Origin of the sequence: Pseudofrankia coriaricola, assembly GCF_001854805.1 — a bacterium.
In the GTDB taxonomy this organism is placed as follows: Bacteria; Actinomycetota; Actinomycetes; order Frankiales; family Frankiaceae; genus Pseudofrankia.
Genome location: NZ_MBLO01000025.1, coordinates 96,072 through 116,389, shown reverse-complemented (window position 1 = coordinate 116,389; position 20,318 = coordinate 96,072). Strand labels below are relative to the sequence as shown.

Here is a 20,318-nt window from a genome sequence, read left to right as displayed (position 1 = left end):
GGGGCAGGGATGCGACTCACGAACGCGAGCGCTCTAAGCCCTGGGATGCGCGCGGCCAGGGTCGGCGAACCTACACAACACCCCCACCGCCGCAAGCACGACGAGTGCCAGGCCCAGCGCGCCGGCGAACGCGGCCGCGCCGCGCTGGACCGCAGACGGCAGGCTGGCCCCGTCGACGCGACTGAGGATGCCGGCCACCAGCGCCACGATGACGGTGACCGCTGCGCACAGCGCGACGACAAGGACTCGGACAAGGGCGAGGGTGGGGTACACGTCTGCTCCAGCCGCGCCCCGCTCCCTGGCCGGCGAGGCGCTCTGGAGGCAGCGCGTAGCGGACCCTACGGTTCCCCGGGATGCGGCACGTTCGACGTACGCTCGCTGCCTGCGACCGCGTGTTGGCCGCTGCGACATCGGCGTTCCGGCACGGCCAGGGAGGGACGTGCCGATCACAGTTCCCAAGTTCGACACCTCCCAAGGCGCCGCATTGATCGTATTAGCACCTCGGCTGGCGGCCAGTAATCCTCCTCCGTGTGAAGTGGCTGCTACGCCTTCCGCGCCCTCGTCGACCTCGACAGGTCGGCCAGATCGGGGCCGGCGAGCACGGTCACGGAAGTGGCATGGTGGGTCGCTCCGCCCAGGAGCCTGACCGCAGACAAGCACACGGACGGGGCCGAATATCGACACGCCTGCGTCGTCCGCGTCTGCGCGAGTGCGGACCGTAGTGCTGGAGCTCACCTATGGTGCTCGACTGCCTCCGCCGCAGACTGCCACACCCCAAGTGAGCACCGCCCAGCCAAACAATAGGCGGCGGTCGACAGGGAGAAGGCTTCCCGCCGCCGGTCGCAGGTTCCTAATTATGAGTTCCAAAACCGCGCAGTTCACCTCCGTTGGGGATCCCACTCCTACCGGTTGGCGAGGCGGCGTTGTAGTTCGGCGTGCCGGAACTGGTACACCGCGCCGACTTGACGCAAGACGCCTCGTCCTTCGTGGGCATCGGCCAGGAAGCCCATCAGGTCGCGGGGCAGCCGGCCGCGAGTACTGAGCCATGCGCGGGTCAGCGCGAACCTCCCCCAGACTGCATTGCGCTCGTTCAGTCCGAGTCCGAAGCCGAGTGCGACCCAGCCCAGCGTTCCGAACACGACGCCGCCGATGATCCCGTTTGTGAGCCCGCCCGCGATGTCTGCCATGGTTCCGACCAGAAGCCCGGATATGAGGCCGCCGACGAGCCCGATAGACCGGAAGGCGGCTCGATCTTTGCGGAGAACCCACGGCGGGCTTACGGCTGCCGCGAGATCTAGAGGCATGGTGTAAAACCCGGGCGCGAGCGCAACTGTGACCGCTACTACCAGACCGACTACCAGCCCGACGATGGGTCCGCTCACGAGGCCGACCCCGAGCCCGATCTCCATCCCGATGCTCAAGCCGAGCACTAGCCCGACCACGAGGAGGTCGGCCTCGGGCAGGTTCCATCGCACTGCCCACCGCGGCGACTGCGCGTGGTCGGGCTCGTGACCGACGGAGATCCAGAGCGCAAGCCCGCCCCCGACTCCAATCGTCAGTCCGAGGGGGCCGATTGTGAGCCAGGCCGCGAGGCAGCCCGCGAATGCGCCCGCGAGGCCGACCAGGCACGCCTGAAGCGCGCGCTGCCGGGGAGACAGAGCCTCCGGGAGCTGCCACCAGGCGAGGTCGACGCTACCGCCGAGAGCGTGTTCGAGGTGGCGGGCGAGGAAGACCAGCCAGCGTTCTGCATCGTCGGCCTGCCAGCGACAGCGGCGGGCGGGATTGGGGTGGGGTCGGTACGCAGCCGGAATGAACCCATCGAACAGATGCTGCTCGACGGCGGTGCGCGTCGGGAAGCGGATTGGATCGAGCAGCTCATCCGGGGAATCGCCGACCGCGAGCGACGGCTCGTCAGGGCGAGGGTTGTAGATGGTTCGGGCGAGGGTCGCGGTCAGAGGAGTCCTCAAGGCCTGCGCGACGGGCGGCGGCCAGGCAGTGAGCAGTATGTCCCAGCGGGCGGCACCGGCCGTGCTGCCGGCGGACATACGTAAGTAGTAAGCGACTGTCGCCGAGTCCAGCGGGCACAGCTGGATGCCGGCCGCGCCGGCCAGATGCACGCCGAGCCCAGGGCGCTCCGAGATCGCCTGCTGGTAGGCGGTCCTGCGGCAGGTCAGCACGACCCGCTGGCCGGGGCGTAGCGCATCATTGATCCGGATGATTGCCCTCGCGCGACCAGCCTCACCGATCTCATCGAGACCATCGAGCACGGCCAGGATGAGGCCAGCGTCGAGCAGCGCTTGCGCCCGGCTGGTGCCAACGTCGCCCGGCGCGGGCGCGGCCAGGCTGGGGTAGTCCGCGGTGAGCCGCTGGCTGAGCCAGTCATGCAGGGTCTGCGTGGTCGGGTTCCAGGAGGCCAACGAGACCAGCACCGGCACCGGACCGCCTGCAGCACGCCGGCCATCGGCGAGCAGATCGAGCACCAGACGAACGGCAAGCATCGTCTTGCCGGCGCCTGGCCCGCCGAGCACGACGAGCCGGCCGGTCGGCACCCGCTCCAGAAGACCCACAAGATCGTTGTCACCGCCAGCGAGCTCGGACGGCGCCGTCACCCAAGACCCCGCGCGTGGGGCCAGCGGCCATCCAGCCCCCGAGGTCGCCAGCCGGACGATCGACTCCCAGTGCTCGGTCAGCTCGCTGTCCGCTGCCACCCAGCGAACAGGTAGCGGATACGGATCGTTGAGACGGCGCAGCGCCGCCTCGTCCTCCCACTGGCGCCGGACCGCGAGCGCCAACTGATCGGCGACCCCAGCGAGGTCCTGCGCTCCGGCCGCCGCTTCTTCCCGATCAGCCCTGTAGGCGGCCCAGGCCAACCACAGTCCCGTCAACCCGGTAACCCCACCGACGAGCCCAACCAGTGTCGCCGCTGCATCCAAGTGATACCGCCGGGCAAGAACGACCGCAGTTACAGCCGACCCGACCAACAACACCACCGCGACGACGCCAGTACGACGCACCCGCGCCCGGGACGAACCCCCCATACGTACATCATCACCATCGCGGTCGATCACGCGGACGAGCGGGTCAATCAACCTGGATCCGACGAACCCGTGCAAGGTGTAGGCCTGGCTTTGCAGCCGGCAACATCAGCACCCGTCCCAATTGGGCACTTTAGGTACCGGGAAGCCACCTATTGGTGACTCAGGATCACGAGTACGTCAATTTCATAGCACTAAGTATATGTTTAATAACTCTGCGTGTGCCCCCAACGGGATTCGAACCCGTGCTACCGCCTTGAAAGGGCGACGTCCTGGGCCGCTAGACGATGGGGGCGGAAGGCCCTGAGCGACCGCTCCGAGTGGCCCGGACCGTCAGGATCTCCTGGCTAGCATAGGGGACTGGCTAGTCAACCGCCAAACAGGTTCCCGTCGGCCGGCCCGCCCGACCGCACTCCACCCCGAGCGAGGTCGGTCTTCGCTGGGAGCGGGGCCGCCGCCGTGACGACACCGGCGTGGACCTCGTCCGTGGACCTCGTCATCCCGTGGTTGTCAGCAGCCGGGTCGAGGGTGTGGGTGTCGCGGAACAGCCGCGTCCCGCGGTGCCGGGGACTCTGGCGCCGCGGGACGCGGCTGGGGCAGACACGGCCCGGTGGATGTGGCATGCCCGCGACCCACGGCGTAGTCGCCGAGGACGACGTCGATCAGACGGCCGGTGCCGATGAGCGTGGCGGGGACTCGGTCAACGGCGCCTCGGACGGACGCTGTGGGCCCATGAAGCCATGCCGTTGCCGACAACCCGCCCCCGCCACGGATGCCACCGATGGCAGAAGACGACGCCGTCAGCATTTCGGTGACGCGTTACAGCAGCTTTCGACATGGATCATTATTCACCGATCCCTGGAGTTTGGGTCGCAAGTTTCCGCAAAGCTTTTCGGAGTCCTCGATCCGCGTGCGGACGCCAAGGTCAGCGCCGGGGAATCGTCGACCCGCGGATCACGAGCCGGACCGGCATCGTCTGCACGCCGCTGGCGGGCGCGGCGCCGTCCAGCGCCTCGAAGATTCGCATGGCGGCGGTGCGGCCGAGCGCCTGCAGGTTCGCGTCGATGCTGGTCAGCTCGGGCCTGGAGTTGGTCGCGAGCACCTCCCAGTTGTCGTACCCGATGACGGCGACGTCCTCCGGGACCCTTTTGCCGAGGTCACGGAGGATGTCGAGGACGCCACGCGCGATCAGGTCCGAGCCGCAGATGATCCCGTCGATGTCGGGATGCTGGCTGAGCAGCAGCGCCGCGGCGGAGCGGCCCCAGTGCTCGGACCAGTCGGAGAACATGACGTCGCCGACGAGTTCGAGCCCCGCGGTCGCCAGGGCGGCCCGCAGGCCGACGGCTCGGTCCTGGGCCGCCGCGTAGGTCGGGTCGCCGCTGACATGGCAGATGCGCCGCCGGCCCGTCGACAGCAGATGCTCGGTGGCGATGCGCCCGCCACTGATGTTGTCGGGCACGACGGAGACGTCGGCCGGGTCGTCCGACGGCGCATAGGCATAGACCACCGGGACCGGAATGCCGTCGCCGAGGGACGGCCGCGGATTGGTCCGGTCACCGACGACGATGATGCCGTCGACCCGCCGGTTGAGCAGCGCCTTGAGATGGTGCTGCTCACGGATCGCGTCGCCGCGCGCGTCGCAGAGGAAGACGTTGACCTGGCCGGCGCCGAAGGCGTCCTCGGCGCCCATGAGGATCGGGATCACGAAGCGGCCCTCGAGATCGCCCGTGAGCAGGCCGACGGTGCCGCTGCGGCCGGCGAGGAGGCTGCGGGCGAGCTGGTTCGGTGTGAACGACAACTGCTCTGCCGCCTGGATGACCCGGCTGCGGGTGGCCGGGGCGACCTCGTCCCGGCCGTTGATGGCCTTCGACGCGGTGGCGAGCGAGACGCCCGCGAGCCGCGCCACGTCGCCGAGCGTGGCCGCCTTCCCGGGGTGCGGTTCCGCTCGCGCCATCTCAGCTCCCTTCGCCTTGACACGTCCCGCACATGGACGCATCACCACGCTCTTGACACCAACAACACCCGCCGCTAGCTTGCTAAGCTATCACATGATCCGAAAACCATTTCGGAAGTTTCGGATCTTCCCCTCCACCCAGTTCACGGCTCTATTTGGGCTCCCCCGCGGGCTCGTTCACGGATGAGCTAGGAGGTCAAGATGACAGGTAGAAAACGACTCGCGACCCGATTAGCCGCGTCGCTCGCCACCGGAGTGCTCGCGCTCGGCCTGGCCGGCTGCGGTGGCGGCTCGGACTCGGGGAGCAGCCTCGCCGACGCGGGAGCGACGGGCATCGACGACGGCTCCACCCTCACGCTCTGGACACGCGCGCCCCTCGAGAAGCAGGCCAAGCTGCTCGTCGAGGCCTACAACTCGTCGCACAAGAACAAGGTCGAGCTTACGGTCGTCCCGAACGACGACTACGTGGCGAAGGTCGGGGCGGCAGCCGGCTCGCACGGGCTCCCCGACCTGTTCGCGGCCGACATCGTCTACGTCCCCAACTGGGTCAAGCAGGGACTGTTCCAGGACGTCTCGGGCAACATCAACGGCCTGCCGTTCAAGGACAAGCTCAACCAGGGACACATCGCGGCCGGCACGCTCGACGGCAAGGCGCACGTGCTGCCGTTCGTGATGGACCTGTCGATGATGTTCTGGAACAAGGAACTCTTCAAAGAGGCCGGGCTGGACCCCGACAAGGCCCCGGCGAACCTGCAGGAGTACGCGGCCGCCGCGAAGGCGATCCAGGGTCTGAACAAGCCCGGTGTCTACGGGACGGCGACCGGCTTCAGCTGTGGGGGATGCCTCGTCTTCACCTGGTTCCCGAGCGTCTGGGCCGACGGCGACGAGGTGCTGTCCGCGGATGGCACGAAGTCGCTGCTCGCGGACGACACCGCCAAGAAGGTCTACGCGACCTGGAAGGACCTGGTGGACTCCGGGGCCGTGCTCCCGTCGTCACGGGACGAGACCGGTCCGACGTGGACCGCCGGCTTCACCGAGGGCAAGGTCGGCCTGATGCTCTACCCGGCCACGCTGCTGTCATCGACGCCGTTCGACGTCGGCGTCGCCGGGATCCCCGGACCGGCCGGCGGCTCGTCGACCTTCCTCGGCGGCGACGGCATCGGCGTCTCGAAGGACTCGAAGAAGGCCGCGCAGGCGTGGAACTTCCTCCAGTGGCTGGTGTCGGAGGACGCGCAGGTCGGCGTGCTCGCGAAGAACCACGACGTCGTGGCCCGGTCCGACCTGGCGGTCAACGAGTACTCCGAGAAGGACGACCGGCTCGTGACCATCAACACGGTGGCCGGTAACGGCGACACCCCGGTCGCGCTCAACTTCCAGCAGGCGTTCAACGCGCCGAACAGCCCCTGGCTCACGCTCGTGCGGGGCGCGGTGCTCGGCAAGGACGACTCGCTCGACGCTGACAACGACGAGATCACGACGGTGCTGTCGCACTAGTCCGCTGGACCGGCCGGCGCCCGGAGCGCATCCGAGCACCGGCCGGCTCGTTCCGTCCTCGAAGGATCCTCCATGACCGCGACTCCCCCCACGCGCTGCGCATCCCTCCCGGTATCTGGCCGGCGTTCCCGGCGCCGGGGGCATGCCGCCACCGGCTGGCTCTACGCGTCACCCACCGCGTTGTTCGTGCTGCTTCTCTTCGTGCTGCCGCTGTTTCTCGTGCTGCGGATGTCCGGGTCGGACTGGCCGCTGCTCGCGGGCAACCAGGGCATCAACGTCCCGGACAACTTCCACGAGGCCGTATCGCACCGGTTCTTCCGGGACTCGGTCGTGTTCACCGTGAAGTACACGGTCCTGACCACGGTCATCCTGCTGGCTCTCAGCCTCGGGCTCGCGGTGCTCGTGCAGGAGTCGACGCGCTGGAAAGGGCTGCTGCGCACCTCGTTCCTCGTGCCGAGCGCCCTCGGGCTCGCCTCCGCCTCGTTGCTTTTCTACGTGCTCTACTCGCCGCTCGCCGGGCCGTTCGCCGACCTCATGAGGTCGTGGGGCTTCACCTTCCTCGGCACACCCGAAGGGGCGCTCTGGTCGACGATCTTCCTCATCGTCTGGCGTTACGCCGGCTTCTACATGCTGCTCATGCTCGTCGGCCTGCAGAGCATTCCCGACGAGGTCTACGAGGCCGCGCGCATCGACGGCGCGTCGCGGTGGCAGACCTTCGTCGGGATAACCCTTCCGCTGCTGCGCCCGACGCTGACCCTCACGACCGTCCTGTGCGTGACCGGCTCGCTCCTGGCCTTCGACCAGTTCTACATCCTCACCAAGGGCGGCCCGGACAACTCGACGATCACGATTGTCCAGCTCATCTACAACGTGGCGTTCCAGGGCCAGAACGACCTCGGCGTCGCCGCGGCGCTGTCGGTGATCACGCTGCTCGCCCTCGTCATCATCAACATCGCGCAGATCCGCGCGTTCAGCCGGAGGGCCGACGACTGATGAGCCCGACCTCCACCCACGGTCGACCGACCCGCGCCGCCGATTCCGCCGGAACGCCCGCGGCCGCCGCGCCCGGCCGCGGCGTCAGGGGCGGCCGCCCCAGAGGAAAGCCGCGCTCGCGCGGAGCCACCGTCGGCGGCGTCGTCCTGCGCACCCCGTACTGGGTGTTCACCACCGCGCTCGCACTGATTTTTCTGTACCCACTCGTCTGGACCGCTGTCTCGTCCGTGTCGCCGCGCGCGGGCACGGGCCAGGTCGACGGCTGGGGCTTCGGCAACTATTCCACGCTCGGGCGCTACCAGGCCGGCATCTGGGTGTACCTGGGTAACTCGGCGTTCGTGTCGCTGCTCACCGTGGCCCTCACCATCGCCATCTCCTTCCTCGGCGGGTATGCGTTCGCGCGGTTCGATTTCCCGGGTAAGAACGTGCTTTTCCTCTCGACGCTCGCGATCCTCATGGTCCCGTATGCCACCCTGCTGATCCCGCTCTACGTGCTGCTCACCCGCGTCGGCCTGGCGAACTCGCTCGTCGGTGTCGCGCTCGTGCTCACGATGTTCCAGCTGCCGTTCGCGACCTTCATGATGCGCATCTCGTTCGAGGCGGTACCGCGAGAGCTCGACGAAGCCGCGATGGTGGACGGCTGTTCCAGCTGGAAGGTGCTCTGGCAGGTGCTCCTGCCCGCGGTGAAGCCGGGCCTCATCACGGTCGGCCTGTTCGCGTTCCTCACGGCCTGGAACGACTTCATGGCTCCACTCATCCTCATCAACGACACCAACCGGATGACGCTCCCGCTCGCGGTGTCGAACTTGCGCGGCCAGGTGCAGGGCGTGGTCGACTACGGGGCGACGGAGGCGGGTGTCGTCGTGCTCGCGCTGCCCTGCGTCGTCCTTTTCCTCATCTTCCAACGCCATTACGTCCGCGGCTTCATGTCGGGCGCTTTCAAGGGATGACGATGACCCATTCCATTACCGCTGGCGCCCGCTCCGTGCCCGTCGCGCCGACCAGGGGCGCCCTGCGTCCGCTCGGCCTCACCGAGGTCGCCATCGTCGGGGGCTTCTGGGCCCGCAGGCAGGACGTGAACGGCCGCAACACGCTTCCGCACATCGAGGCGTGGCTCGAACGCGAGGGATGGCTCCCGAACTTCGATCTCGCCGCGGCGGGACGACTACCCGAAGGGCGCCGGGGCCGTGAGTTCTCCGACTCCGAGGTCTACAAGTACCTCGAGGCCGTCGCCTGGGAGATCGGCCGCCGCGGCGGCGGCGACGAGCTCGATCGGCGCTTCCGCCGCGCGGTCGCCCGGGTCGCGGCCGCGCAGGAGCCCGACGGATACCTGAACACCCGGTTCGGCCGCCCCGGCCAGCCGCCCCGCTGGTCGGACCTGGAATGGGGACACGAGCTCTACTGTCTCGGGCATCTCTTCCAGGCAGCCGTCGCGCGGGCCCGCACCTGCCCCGACGCGGGCGACGGCCTCCTCGAGATCGCATGCCGCGCCGCCGACCTGGTCTGCGAGGTTTTCGGCAAGGGCGGAATCGAGCGGATCTGCGGACACGCCGAGGTCGAGGTCGGCCTCGGCGAACTCGGCCGGGCGACGGGAGTACCGCGCTATCTCGAGCAGGCCCGCCTGTTCGTCGACCGGCATGGGGACGGCACGCTGCGCGATATCGAATGGGGCCGGTCGTACTTTCAGGACGACGGTCCCCTACGCGCCGCCGCGGTGCTTCGCGGTCACTCCGTCCGGGCGAACTACCTCGCCGCCGCGGCGACCGACGTCGCGGTCGAGACCGGTGACGACGAACTGCTCGCGGCGCTGGACCGCCAGTGGACGCGGACGGTCGAGCGCCGCACGTACATCACCGGCGGCCAGGGCTCGCATCATCAGGACGAGGCATTCGGCGAGGACTGGGAGCTGCCTCCCGACCGCGCCTACTCCGAGACGTGCGCCGCCGTGGCGTCGGTCATGTTCAGCTGGCGGATGCTGCTCGCGCGCGGGGACGCCCGCTATGCCGACCAGATCGAGCGCAGCCTCTACAACGTGCTCGAGACCTCCCCCTCGGCCGAGGGCACGGCGTTCTACTACGCGAACACGCTGCACCAACGCTCGCCCGCCGCCGACGCCGACGCCGAGGCCGTCTCGCCGCGGGCCCAGTCCTCGCTGCGCGCGCCGTGGTTCGAGGTCTCCTGCTGCTTGCCGAACACCGCGCGCACGTTCGCCAGCCTCGCCGCGTACCTGGCCACGACGGACGGCTCGGGCATCCAGCTGCACCAATATGCGCCCGCCACGATCAGGGCCACGCTCGACGACGGGCGCGAGGTCGCGCTCGAGGTGGCGACCGCCTACCCGGCCGACGGCACCGTGCGGGTGCGCGTGCTGACCGATGCCGGGAAACCGTGGACGCTCTCACTCCGAGTACCGCCGTGGGCTTCGAATTCCCGGCTTGCCGTGCGAGGTGTCGACGGCTCACGCCAGGAGACCGTGGTCGGCCCCGGGGTGGCGACCGTTTCCCGCGGCTTCGCGGCCGGCGACGAGGTCGAGCTCACCCTGCTCGTCGCGCCGCGTCTCAGCCGCGCCGACTCCCGCGTCGACGCCGTCCGTGGCTGTCTCGCCGTCGAACGCGGGCCCGAGGTTCTCGCGCTCGAGTCAGTCGACCTGGCCGGCACGGCGATCGAGGAGTCCGACTTCGCCGACCTGCGCATCGACCCGGCCGTGCCACCGCGCGAGGACGCGGGAGTAGTGATCGCCAGCATTGTCGACGAGCGCACCGGCCGGCGTTCCGACGTACCGCTCGTGCGATACCACGCATGGGCCGAGCGTGGGCCTTCAACGATGCGCGTGTGGATCCCCGTGCTCGGTGCCTGACGCGTCCCATCGACGCGTCCCGAGCATTTCGTTCGGATTGTCCGGCACGTTCGGAGCCGGTGGAGGGTGCACCGCCATGGCAACCGTTGAATTCGTCGAGGCCACCAGGGTCTATCCCGGCGCGGACCGCCCGGCGGTAGACGCGTTCGAGCTTCAGATCGCCGATGGGGAGTTCCTCGTCCTGGTCGGCCCATCCGGCTGCGGCAAGTCCACGGCGCTGCGGATGATCGCCGGGCTGGAGCCCGTCGACGCGGGCAGGATCCGGATCGGGGAACGCGACGTCACCGACCTGCCGCCCAAGAACAGGGACATCGCCATGGTGTTCCAGAACTACGCGCTCTACCCGCACCTGAGCGTGGCCGGCAACCTGGGCTTCGCGCTGAAGGCAGCCGGGGTCGCGAAGGAGGAACGCACCCGGCGGATCCGCGCGACCGCGGCGCTGCTCGACCTCGAGCCCTACCTCGACCGCAAGCCCAGAATGCTCTCCGGCGGCCAGCGCCAGCGGGTCGCGATGGGCCGAGCCATCGTGCGGGAGCCCCAGGTCTTCCTCATGGACGAGCCGCTGTCCAACCTCGACGCCAAGCTGCGGGTCTCCACCCGCACCCAGATCGCCTCCCTGCAACGCCGGCTCGGGGTCACCACCGCCTACGTCACCCACGACCAGGTCGAGGCCATGACCATGGGCGACCGCGTCGCCGTACTCCGCGAGGGCCAGCTCTGCCAGGTCGATACTCCGCTCGCGCTCTACGAGCGTCCCGAGACCGTCTTCGTCGCCGGGTTCATCGGTTCGCCCGCGATGAACCTCATCGAGGCTCCACTCGAAGACGGCTGCGCACGGTTCGGCGAAACCGTGATTCCGCTCTCCCGCGCCGCCGCGCGGGCCGCGGCCGACGAGGGCGCCACCGCTGTCACTGTCGGATTCCGCCCCGAAGCACTCGAACTCCGCGGCGATGGCGAGGGCTTCGCCATCACCGTCGACCTGGTCGAGGAGCTCGGTGCCGATGCCTACCTCTACGGCACCGCCGTAGCCCCCGCCGTGAGCGGGCGGATCGACGCGACGCCCACCGTCACCGTCGTCGCCCGACTCGCCCCGAAGGGGGTCCCACGACGAGGCGAGAAGGTCCGGCTCCGCATTCGCGACGACGCCTTCCATGTCTTCTCCACGAAGACCGGCCGGCGCCTGCCCGACTGAGCCCAGACGCCGCAGACCCCGGCCGCGAGTGGGGCGAAGCCTCGCGCGGCCGGGGTCTGCGGCGATGGGTCAGCGATGGCGCTAGATGCGGCCGGTGGAGGCGGCGCGTTTGCGGCTCAGAGCGTCGACGCTGGCGGCGACGGCGAGCACGCAGCCGGTGACGATGAACTTGGTGCCGGCGCTGTAGCCCATGAGGCCCATGCCGTTGTCGATGACCGCGACCACGGCGCCACCCAGCACGGCGTCGATGATCCGGCCCTTGCCACCGAAGAGGCTGGTACCGCCGATGACCGCGGCGCCGACCGCGTAGAGCAGCGTGTTGCTGCCACCGGCGTTCGGGTCGACCGAGGTCGCCCGGGACGCGGCGATGATGCCGCCGACCGCCGCCATCGCCGAGCAGATGACGAAGCAGGAGATCCGGATGCGCACGACGTTGATGCCGGCGCGCCGGGCGGCCTCCGCGTTGCCGCCGACGGCGTAGATGTGCCGCCCGTAGGACGTCCGGTTCAGGACGTATGTCCCGACGACGACCAGCACCAGGATGATCGGGATGACGATCGGCACGCCCTTCAGCGAGACGATCGCGGTGCGCGAGCGCTGCAGGTTGAGCGCGTAGACCGCCAGGCCCGCGAGCACCGCCAACGCGCCGGTGCGGACGGCGATGACCGAGAACGGGTCGGCCTGCAGGCCCCCGCGGCGGCGGGTGGCGCTGCGCATCAGCTGGCTCGCGCCGAACCCGAGGACCACCACCGCGAACAGGATCCAGCCACCATAGGTCGGCAGGTTCTTGTTGGAGATCGCGACGATGGTCTCGTCCCTGATCGAGATGTTCCCGCCGTTGCCGATGATCAGCAGGACGGTCCCCTGGAAGGCCAGGAATGCCGCCAGTGTGACCACGAACGACGGGATACCGACTCTCGCGACCAGGAACCCGAGCACCAGTCCGATCACGACGCCGGTCCCCAGCCCCGCGAGGATCGAGACCCACCACGGCTGGCCGTGCTCGGCGGTCAACGTGGCCATGACGGCGGCGCAGACGCCGGAGGCGAAGCCGGCCGACAGGTCGATCTCGCCCAGCAGCAGGACGAAGACCAGGCCCATCGCGATCACGGTGACGGCCGCGCCCTGCGTGAACAGGTTCGCGAAGTTGATGGCCGAGACGAACCTCGAGCGCAGGATCGCGAACGCGACGCACAGCACGAGCAGGCCCAGGATGGCGGGCAGCGCCCCCATGTCACCGCCGCGCACCTTGCTGATGTACTCGCGGCCGTAGTCGACCAGACTCGGGCTCTCCACCTGCACGGTGCTCTCGGTGCCGGCGGGCGCCGGCGTGCCCGGCGCGGCGGGCTCCTTGCTGAGGTTGGGGGCGACTTCGGTGGCGCTCATGCCGAACCTCCGCTGGTCGCCGCCACCGCGCCGGACGCCGCGACGGTGTCGCCCTCGGCACCGTTCGCCACTGTCTTCTTGTCCGGCGGCGCGCCGGTCGTGATCATTTGGATGACATCCGAGACGGTGACGTCGGCCGTACGGACGTCGGCGGCGACCCGGCCGAGGTAGAGCGCGCAGATCCGGTCCGACACCTGAATGACGTCCCGCATGTTGTGCGAGATCAGGACGACGGCGAGGCCCTGGTCGGCGAGCGTGCGGACCAGCTGGAGCACCTGCTCGGTCTGCGCGACGCCGAGGGCGGCGGTCGGCTCGTCCAGGATCACGACCGTGCTGTTCCACAGCACGGCCTTGGCGATGGCCACCGTCTGGCGCTGGCCACCGGACAGGCTCGCCACCCGCTGCCGCAGCGACTTCACCGTCCGGACCGAGAGCCCGGCCAGCGTCTTCGCGGCCTCCTTCTCCATCGACGCCTCGTCGAGGGCGGCGAAGCGGCCGCGCTTCTCCCGTCCGAGGAACATGTTCTGGACGATGTCCAGGTTGTCCGCGAGCGCCAGGTCCTGGTAGACGATCTCGATACCGAGCGCGGCCGCGTCCTTCGGCAGATGGACCGAGACCGGCTGGCCCTTGAACAGGTAGGCGCCGGAGTCCATCGAGTAGATCCCGCCGATGCACTTGACCAGCGTCGACTTGCCCGCGCCGTTGTCGCCGACCAGCGCGGTCACCTCGCCCGCGTTGGCCGCGAAGTCGATGCCGTTCAGTACCTCTACCGGGCCGAAGCTCTTGTGGACGCCGCGCAGTTCGAGGACGGGCGTCCCCGGCGGTGGATGGTCGCTCATGCTCACTCCTCGCCATGCGCGGATCGGCGGCCCGGGGTCCCTGCCGGATCGGGGACGGGTTCCTGACGGATCGGTGACAGGGTTCCTGCCGGATCGACGGAGTCGATCTGGGAGGTCAGCGATCTGGCAGGTCCGTGATCTGGCAGGTCGTATTGGCACGCGGACGAAGCGGATGGTGGCGGTGGGTGGATGTGTCCTGGATTACAGATCGATAGCAGTATGGGCGGCTCTGCACCGCTAAAACAGCGTCCGTGACCAGCTGAGGCAGGGACGACGTCCGCGGGCGGCGACAAGGTCGCCACCCGCGGACGTCGTCCGGCTGCCGGAAGCGTCCCCACCGGTCCACCCACGGCCCGCCCAGCGCCGGGTCCCCGGGTTCGGGTGGGCCAGCCCCTGCGGGCGGACCGGTGAGAACTAGCTCAGCCCGTCGCCGCCGGCACCTCGGGGAGGGGCCGCCGGAGGCGCGAAGAAGAACATTTTCGCGCCTCCTTTGGCCCGGTACTCCCAGGGAGGTGGCCGCCGGAGGCGCGAAGAAGAACATTTTCGCGCCTCCTTTGGCCGTACTTCCGGGGAGGTGGCCGCCGGAGGCGCGAAGAAGAACATTTTCGCGCCTCCTTTGGCCCGGTACTCCTCTGATCCCTTAGGAGATGCCGGCGGTGGTGCAGAGCGCCGCGAACTTGCCGGTGCAGAGCTGGGCCTTGGTCACGTAACCGTCGGCGAGGACGTCCTTGACGTTGTCCTTGTAGATCGCCACCGGCTGCAGCAGCACGGACGGGACGTCCCGGTTCCCCTCGGGGTCGTGGATCGTCTGCGGGGCGTCGCCCTTCTCGCCCTTCGCCAGGCTGATGGCGAGCGCGGAGGCCGCGTCCGCCTCCTTCTTGACGGCCTTGTACACGGACATGCACTGGTCGCCGGCGAGGATGTTCTGCAGCGCGGGGGTGGTGGCGTCCTGGCCGGTGACCGGGACCTTCCCGTTGAGGCCGTTCTTGGCGAGGATCGCGAGCGCCGCCTGGCCAAGGCCGTCATTGGCGGCGAGCACGCCACCGATGTTCGGCTGCTGGGTCAGCATCTGCTCGAAGATCGTGCCGGCCTGCTGGTTGTCCCACTTGGGCACGGACTGGTCCGGGCCCTTGACGAACGAGCCGTCGTCGTACTTCGGCTTGAGGACCGAGTCGTAGCCCTGCTTGAACAGCGTGGCGTTGTTGTCGGTCGGCGAGCCGTTCAGCTCGGCGATGATCGGCTTCTGCGCGTTGGCGTCGGTCAGGCACTTGACCAGACCCTCACCCTGCAGCTTGCCGACCGCGACGTTGTCGAAGCTGACGTAGTACTGAGCGGAGCCGCCGAGCGTCAGCCGGTCGTAGTCGATCGTCGCGACGCCCTGTCCCTTCGCCTTGTCCTCGATCGCCTTGCCGGAGCCGGAGTCGAGGTTAGTGATCATCAGCACGGTGACACCGTTGGTGATCATCTGGTCGGCGATGGTCTGCATCTGCGTCGCGTCACCCTGAGCGTTCTGGATGTCGTACGCGATGCCGGCCTTCTGGAACGCGGCCTTCAGCAGCGGCTCGTCGGCCGTCGCCCAGCGATCGGACGACTTCGTGTCGGGCAGGATCACTCCGATCTTGCCCTTGACCGCGCCGCCTGAGGCGCCGGCGGACGCGCCGCCACCGTTGTCGTCGTCGCCGCCACCACCACAGGCAGCGATCCCGAGCGCGAGACAGGCTCCTGCCGCCGCGACTCTTAAGAGCTTCGTGCGCATCTGCGTAGGCCCCTTCCTTGGGCGAAACAGCCCAGGATGCGGATGCTAAGTTGTGCGGCAGAACATATTCGTGTGATCAGCCTCACGCAAGCGAATGTCGCCATCAACCGGAAATGGTGACCCTGTGTACATACATAGCCACTTATCGACATCTGCCCGCTCCGCCAGACTGGGCATGTGATGCGCTTCCCGCGGCCACACCCAAACATCTCAGGGATCAAGCAGGAGGAGCTACGCCGCCACAACCTCAGCCTGCTGCTGCGCTACGTCCATCTGGCCGGGCCGACACAGCGCGCCACCCTGACCGCGCAGACCGGGCTCAACCGCAGCACGATCGGCGCGCTGGCCGCGGACCTCGCGAGCACCGCCGGGCTCGTCCGGGAGGAGTCGCCCGAGGTGCGCTCGGGCGCGGGCCGGCCCTCGTTCGTCGTCGTGCCGGAAACCGAGCGCTACCAGGTGCTCGCGTTCGACCTGAGGGTGGATCGGATCGTCGGCGCCAGGGTCGGCCTCGGCGGCACGGTGCTCTCCAGGGACGTCGTCCCGCTGCTGCCGGACTGCCGGGACTTCGACGAGGTCGTGAAGCTGACCGCGACCACCGCGCGCCGGCTGGTGGACGCGCTCGGCCCACAGGCCCGCTGCGTGGGGGTCGGGATCGCCACCCCGGCGGTGGTGCGCGGTTCGGACGGATTCGTCCGGTTCGCGCCCAACCTCGGCTGGGAGGAGCGGCCGTTCGGTGAGGCGCTCGGCGTCGCGCTCGCCGACGTGCTGCCCGGCAGCATGCTCGACGATGCGGGTGTCCTCGTCGCCAACGACGCCGATCTCGGCGCTCTGGCCGAGCAGGCCAGGGGCGTCGCCCGTGGCCACGACGACATCGTCTACCTGTCCGGCAACGTCGGCGTGGGCGCGGGGATCATCTGTGGTGGCCGGCCGCTGCGCGGCCACGGTGGCTACGCCGGCGAGGCCGGGCACATGGTCGTCAACCCGGCCGGCCAACGCTGCCGCTGCGGCGCGCGTGGCTGCTGGGAGACCGAGGTCGGCACGGACGCCGTCCTGCGCGCCGCTGGGCACGAGCCGGGCGACGGCACCACCGTCCAGGACATCGTCGCCAGCGCGCAGGCCGGCAGCCCGCGCGCCCGCTGGGCGCTCGACGAGGTCAGCCGCTGGCTCGCCGTCGGCGTCGGCAACCTCGTCAACCTGTTCAACCCCGAGCTGGTGATCTTCGGCGGCGAGCTGCGCGACCTGCTCGCCTTGATGGAGCACGACATCGTCAGCCGGATGGGCGCCGGCGGCCTGACCGTGTCCCGCGAGCACGTCGCGCTGGTCCCGTCCGCGCTCGGTGGCGACTCCGCGTTGTTCGGCGCGGCCGAGCTCGCCTTCGCCCGCCTCCTCGACGACCCTCTCGGCGTGGCCACGAGCCTGGCCGCCATGGGCGGCTGATGCCGGCTCCGCCGGCCCGCTGACCTACTGGCGCGCTGACCTACTGGCGCGCCGACCTGCTTGCACGCTGACCTGTTTGCACGCTGACCTGCTGGTCCGCGCCGGCGGGCCGGCGGACCGGCGGCCGGCGGACCCGTCCGTCCGGCTCCGGCCGACGCCTGGCGGACGTCAGTTCACGGGGTGTTCTCGGCGCAGCAGCGGCAGGACCCCGTCGAGGACGCCGGCGAAGGCGGACCTGGTCAGCGGGTCCGGCTCGGCGGCGACCAGGTCCGCCGCGACCGCCCAGTCGGGCGGCTCGGCCGCACCCGACAGCGCCCAGGCCGCCTGCCTGGCCGCGCCCCTGGCGACCCACTCAATACCGGGGTCGGGCAGCACGACGGGGAGCCCCAGTACCGCAGGCGCGATCTGGCGCACGGCGCGCGACCGGGCCCCGCCACCGACCAGCACCGCCCGGCGCACCCGCACACCGTGCCGGCGCAGCGCGTCGACACCGACGGCCAGGCCGCACAGCACCCCCTCCACCGCCGACCTGGCGAGGTTCTCCCGGGAGAGGTTCCCGCGGGACAGCCCGGCCAGCAGGCCGCGCGAGCGAGGCAGGTTCGGCGTGCGCTCGCCGTCAAGGAACGGCAGCAGCGTGAGCCCGCCGGCCCCGGGCTCGGCGGCCAGCGCCAGTGCGTCGAACCCCTCGAAGCTCACGCCGAGCAGTTCCGCGACGGTGGTGAGCACCCGGGCGGCGTTGAGCGTGCAGACCAGCGGCAGGAAGCGCCCGGTCGCGTCGGCGAAGCCGGCGACCAGCCCCTCCGGGTCCCGCGTGGGCACCTCCGACGTCGCGAAGATCGTGCCGCTGGTACCGACCGAGACGATCACGTCACCGGGCAGCGGGCAGATGCCGAGAGCAGCGGCCATGTTGTCGCCGGTGCCCGGGGCGAGCAGCGTGCCGGGGGCGGCGACCCGAACGGCCTGGGCGACGACCTCGTGGGGGGCGGCGGCCCTGGGGAGCTCCAGCGGGTGTCCGAGGGCGCGGTCGACGAACTCGGGGAGGTAGCCGCCGGTCGACGGCGACCAGTAGCCGGTGCCGGAGGCGTCACCTCGGTCGGTGGTCCTCGGCGCGTTCACCACGCCGGCCTCCTGGCCGTTGCCTCCGCCGCCGCCCGCGAGGCGCCAGGTGAGCCAGTCGTGCGGGAGCAGGACCGAGCTGGTCCTGGCGGCGTTCGCCGGCTCGCGACGGGCGAGCCAGCGCAGCTTGGTGACGGTGAAACTCGCCGTCGGCACGCTTCCGGTGGCCGTCGCCCACTTCTCGGCGCCGAGCTCGGCGACCAGGTCGTCGGCGTCGTCGGCGGAGCGCACGTCATTCCACAGCAACGCCGGGCGCACCGTGCGGCCCACGTCGTCGAGCGCGACCATGCCGTGCTGCTGGCCGGCGACCGAGAGCGCGGCCACCCCGTCGAGCAGCCCGCCTCCAGCCGCCACGCGCAGCGCGGACCACCAGGCCTCGGGATCGACCTCGGTGCCCTCGGGATGGGGAGCCGCCGCCGACCGGACGACCGTGCCGTCGGCCGCGTCACACACCACGATCTTCGTCGACTGGGTCGAGGAGTCGACTCCGGCGACCAGCGTCACGAGCGACCGCCGATCCCCGCCCGCCAAGCCGTGCGCCGCTTTGGTTGAGCGGCCGGTGGGAATGTTGAGCAGGCCCGCTCGGGCGGCGAGGGCCACGTCTCGCAGAGCGCCGGTATTTTACCCGTTTCGGCACGGTTTCCTATTGCTACTGGATGTTCACAAGCAGAGACAAGGGGTTGCATGGCGGCTCCACCTGGCCTATTTGTTGTAGCCACCACCAAACTAACCTTGAGGTGACGCCATGGCCAGCGATCTGACTCCGACCCGGGCCGACCGGTTCAGCTTCGGTCTGTGGACCGTTGGCTGGCAGGGCCGCGACCCCTTCGGCGAGGTGACCCGGCCGGCGCTGGACCCGGTGGACACCGTCCACCGCCTCGCCGAGCTGGGTGCCTACGGCGTGACCTTCCACGACGACGACCTGATCCCGTTCGGGGCGGACGACGCCGAGCGGGACCGGTACATCAAGCGGTTCCGGGCCGCGCTGGACGAGACTGGTCTGGTCGTCCCGATGATGACCACGAACCTGTTCTTCCACCCGGCGTTCAAGGAAGGCGCGTTCACCGCGAACGACCGCGGCGTACGCCGGTTCGCGTTGCGCAAGACAATGCGCAACATCGACCTCGCCGCCGAGTTCGGCGCGAAGATCTATGTCGCCTGGGGTGGCCGGGAAGGCGCGGAAAGCGACGCGGCCAAGGACCCGCGCGCGGCGCTCGACCGCCTCAAGGAGGCCGTCGACGTCCTGTGCGAGTACGTCCGGGAGCGCGGCTATGACATCCGGTTCGCGCTGGAGCCGAAGCCGAACGAGCCACGCGGCGACATCCTGCTGCCGACGATCGGCCACGCGTTGGCGTTCATCAACCAGCTCGAGTATCCGGACATGGTCGGCCTGAACCCGGAGGTCGGCCACGAGACCATGGCCGGGCTCAACGTGGTGCACGGCTACGCACAGGCGCTGTGGTCCGGCAAGCTGTTCCACATCGACCTCAACGGCCAGCACGGCCTCAAGTACGACCAGGACCTGCGCTTCGGCGCCGCCGACGTGAAGAGCGCGTTCTTCCTCGTCGACCTGCTGGAGAGCGCCGGCTACGACGGCCCGCGGCACTTCGACTTCAAGCCGCCGCGTGCCGAAAACGTCGACGGCGCCTGGGTCTCGGCCGCCGCCTGCATGCGGACCTACCTGATCCTCAAGGAGAAGGCGGCCGCGTTCCGCCAGGACCCGCGCGTGATCGAGGCCCTGAAGGCTGCCGGCGTGGGCGCCCTCTCCACCCCGACCCTCGCCCCCGGCGAGACCCTCACGGACTTCGTCGCCGACCGCGGCGCCTACGAGGACTACGACGCCGACGCCGCCGGCGCCCGCGCCGTCAACATCGAACACCTCGACCAGCTGGCCCTCGAGCACCTCTTCGGCGTCGCCTGAGGTTCTGAGCTCCGGTGCCCCGGCGGCACCGGCACTTGCTCAGCCCTCATCCGCTTCCCTGCGCGGTGGCCCCGTCCCCGCCACCGCCGGGCATCGGCCTGGCGTGGTTCAACGGATGGGCGAGCACCCCCTCATCGACCCTCTCGCCATCCTGTATGCTTCTGCTCGAAGTGCTGGACGGGGCTTGCAACGTGAGTCGCGGCGGTAAGATCGAAAATTGAAGATCGTTGCTTGGTCCCGTGGTGAAGTCTGGAGTTCACGCCGCCCTGTCAAGGCGGAGGTCGCGGGTTCGAATCCCGTCGGGACCGCGCACAACGTCCGTGGTGGTCGAGTATTCG

14 protein-coding genes and 2 tRNA genes are annotated in these 20,318 nt (G+C 69.7%); 8 read left to right on the top strand and 8 right to left on the bottom strand.

Annotation, left to right across the window (positions count from 1 at the left end):
* Positions 1-33 precede the first annotated feature (33 nt).
* The 4 genes from BCD48_RS04695 to BCD48_RS04680 all read right to left on the bottom strand — a co-directional run bounded on the left by BCD48_RS04695 (position 34) and on the right by BCD48_RS04680 (position 4,989).
* Positions 34-273 carry a hypothetical protein gene (locus BCD48_RS04695; protein WP_071046979.1) on the bottom strand — a complete coding sequence of 80 codons (240 nt, stop codon included), beginning with the start codon at positions 271-273 and terminating at the stop codon, positions 34-36.
* Positions 274-902: 629 nt separating this feature from the next.
* Positions 903-3,089, bottom strand: a complete 2,187-nt coding sequence (locus BCD48_RS53160) for an NACHT domain-containing protein (protein ID WP_241841508.1) — start codon at positions 3,087-3,089, stop codon at positions 903-905.
* Positions 3,090-3,257: 168 nt separating this feature from the next.
* Positions 3,258-3,330 (bottom strand) — tRNA-Glu (locus BCD48_RS04685).
* Between the two features lie 630 nt (positions 3,331-3,960).
* The gene (locus BCD48_RS04680; RefSeq protein ID WP_071046978.1) at positions 3,961-4,989 is read right to left on the bottom strand and encodes a LacI family DNA-binding transcriptional regulator; all 1,029 of its coding nucleotides are present in this window, start codon (positions 4,987-4,989) and stop codon (positions 3,961-3,963) included.
* Between the two features lie 201 nt (positions 4,990-5,190).
* Here BCD48_RS04680 and BCD48_RS04675 point away from each other — a divergent pair, with 201 nt between their 5' ends.
* The 5 genes from BCD48_RS04675 (at position 5,191) to BCD48_RS04655 (ending at position 11,525) form a co-directional block, all read left to right on the top strand.
* On the top strand, positions 5,191-6,483 hold the full coding sequence (locus BCD48_RS04675) for an ABC transporter substrate-binding protein (protein WP_071046977.1): 1,293 nt from the start codon (positions 5,191-5,193) through the stop codon (positions 6,481-6,483).
* Positions 6,484-6,555: 72 nt separating this feature from the next.
* Complete coding sequence (locus BCD48_RS04670; RefSeq protein WP_071046976.1) at positions 6,556-7,476, top strand: carbohydrate ABC transporter permease; 921 nt, start codon at positions 6,556-6,558, stop codon at positions 7,474-7,476.
* Positions 7,476-8,426, top strand: coding sequence for a carbohydrate ABC transporter permease (locus BCD48_RS04665; protein ID WP_198543075.1), 951 nt, complete (start codon positions 7,476-7,478; stop codon positions 8,424-8,426). Before BCD48_RS04670 ends, BCD48_RS04665 begins: the two co-directional genes overlap by 1 nt.
* 2 nt (positions 8,427-8,428) lie before the next feature.
* On the top strand, positions 8,429-10,333 hold the full coding sequence (locus BCD48_RS04660; protein ID WP_071046975.1) for a glycoside hydrolase family 127 protein: 1,905 nt from the start codon (positions 8,429-8,431) through the stop codon (positions 10,331-10,333).
* Positions 10,334-10,409: 76 nt separating this feature from the next.
* Positions 10,410-11,525 carry an ABC transporter ATP-binding protein gene (locus BCD48_RS04655; RefSeq protein ID WP_071046974.1) on the top strand — a complete coding sequence of 372 codons (1,116 nt, stop codon included), beginning with the start codon at positions 10,410-10,412 and terminating at the stop codon, positions 11,523-11,525.
* Between the two features lie 81 nt (positions 11,526-11,606).
* On the opposite strand, the gene BCD48_RS04650 is transcribed toward BCD48_RS04655, so the two are convergent.
* From BCD48_RS04650 to BCD48_RS04640, 3 genes are all read right to left on the bottom strand, one after another.
* Positions 11,607-12,911 carry a sugar ABC transporter permease gene (locus tag BCD48_RS04650; protein WP_198543073.1) on the bottom strand — a complete coding sequence of 435 codons (1,305 nt, stop codon included), beginning with the start codon at positions 12,909-12,911 and terminating at the stop codon, positions 11,607-11,609.
* Entirely contained in the window at positions 12,908-13,750 is an 843-nt protein-coding gene (locus BCD48_RS04645; RefSeq protein ID WP_071046973.1) for an ATP-binding cassette domain-containing protein, read from the bottom strand. Before BCD48_RS04645 ends, BCD48_RS04650 begins: the two co-directional genes overlap by 4 nt.
* Before the next feature lie 640 nt (positions 13,751-14,390).
* Positions 14,391-15,506 (bottom strand): sugar ABC transporter substrate-binding protein, encoded by a 1,116-nt coding sequence (locus tag BCD48_RS04640; RefSeq protein ID WP_071046972.1) that lies wholly within the window; start codon positions 15,504-15,506, stop codon positions 14,391-14,393.
* Between the two features lie 180 nt (positions 15,507-15,686).
* On the opposite strand from BCD48_RS04640, the gene BCD48_RS04635 reads away from it, so the two are divergent.
* Entirely contained in the window at positions 15,687-16,943 is a 1,257-nt protein-coding gene (locus BCD48_RS04635) for an ROK family protein (protein ID WP_071046971.1), read from the top strand.
* 168 nt (positions 16,944-17,111) lie between these two features.
* Here BCD48_RS04635 and xylB read toward each other — a convergent pair whose 3' ends face one another.
* Positions 17,112-18,563 carry a xylulokinase gene (gene xylB / locus BCD48_RS04630; protein ID WP_071046998.1) on the bottom strand — a complete coding sequence of 484 codons (1,452 nt, stop codon included), beginning with the start codon at positions 18,561-18,563 and terminating at the stop codon, positions 17,112-17,114.
* A 241-nt stretch (positions 18,564-18,804) separates the two neighbouring features.
* Between xylB and xylA the strand changes: the two genes are divergently transcribed.
* Positions 18,805-19,980, top strand: a complete 1,176-nt coding sequence (gene xylA / locus BCD48_RS04625; protein WP_071046970.1) for a xylose isomerase — start codon at positions 18,805-18,807, stop codon at positions 19,978-19,980.
* A 233-nt stretch (positions 19,981-20,213) separates the two neighbouring features.
* A tRNA-Asp gene (locus BCD48_RS04620) sits at positions 20,214-20,288 on the top strand.
* Positions 20,289-20,318 lie beyond the last annotated feature (30 nt).

What these genes read in the sequence shown, in the direction of transcription:
- BCD48_RS04680 (WP_071046978.1), bottom strand. Translation starts at nt 4,989, where the DNA reads ATGGCGCGAGCGGAACCGCACCCCGGGAAGGCGGCCACGCTCGGCGAC.
- BCD48_RS04675 (WP_071046977.1), top strand. Translation starts at nt 5,191, where the DNA reads ATGACAGGTAGAAAACGACTCGCGACCCGATTAGCCGCGTCGCTCGCC.
- BCD48_RS04670 (WP_071046976.1), top strand. Translation starts at nt 6,556, where the DNA reads ATGACCGCGACTCCCCCCACGCGCTGCGCATCCCTCCCGGTATCTGGC.
- BCD48_RS04665 (WP_198543075.1), top strand. Translation starts at nt 7,476, where the DNA reads ATGAGCCCGACCTCCACCCACGGTCGACCGACCCGCGCCGCCGATTCC.
- BCD48_RS04660 (WP_071046975.1), top strand. Translation starts at nt 8,429, where the DNA reads ATGACCCATTCCATTACCGCTGGCGCCCGCTCCGTGCCCGTCGCGCCG.
- BCD48_RS04655 (WP_071046974.1), top strand. Translation starts at nt 10,410, where the DNA reads ATGGCAACCGTTGAATTCGTCGAGGCCACCAGGGTCTATCCCGGCGCG.
- BCD48_RS04650 (WP_198543073.1), bottom strand. Translation starts at nt 12,911, where the DNA reads ATGAGCGCCACCGAAGTCGCCCCCAACCTCAGCAAGGAGCCCGCCGCG.
- BCD48_RS04645 (WP_071046973.1), bottom strand. Translation starts at nt 13,750, where the DNA reads ATGAGCGACCATCCACCGCCGGGGACGCCCGTCCTCGAACTGCGCGGC.
- BCD48_RS04640 (WP_071046972.1), bottom strand. Translation starts at nt 15,506, where the DNA reads ATGCGCACGAAGCTCTTAAGAGTCGCGGCGGCAGGAGCCTGTCTCGCG.
- BCD48_RS04635 (WP_071046971.1), top strand. Translation starts at nt 15,687, where the DNA reads ATGCGCTTCCCGCGGCCACACCCAAACATCTCAGGGATCAAGCAGGAG.
- xylA (WP_071046970.1), top strand. Translation starts at nt 18,805, where the DNA reads ATGGCCAGCGATCTGACTCCGACCCGGGCCGACCGGTTCAGCTTCGGT.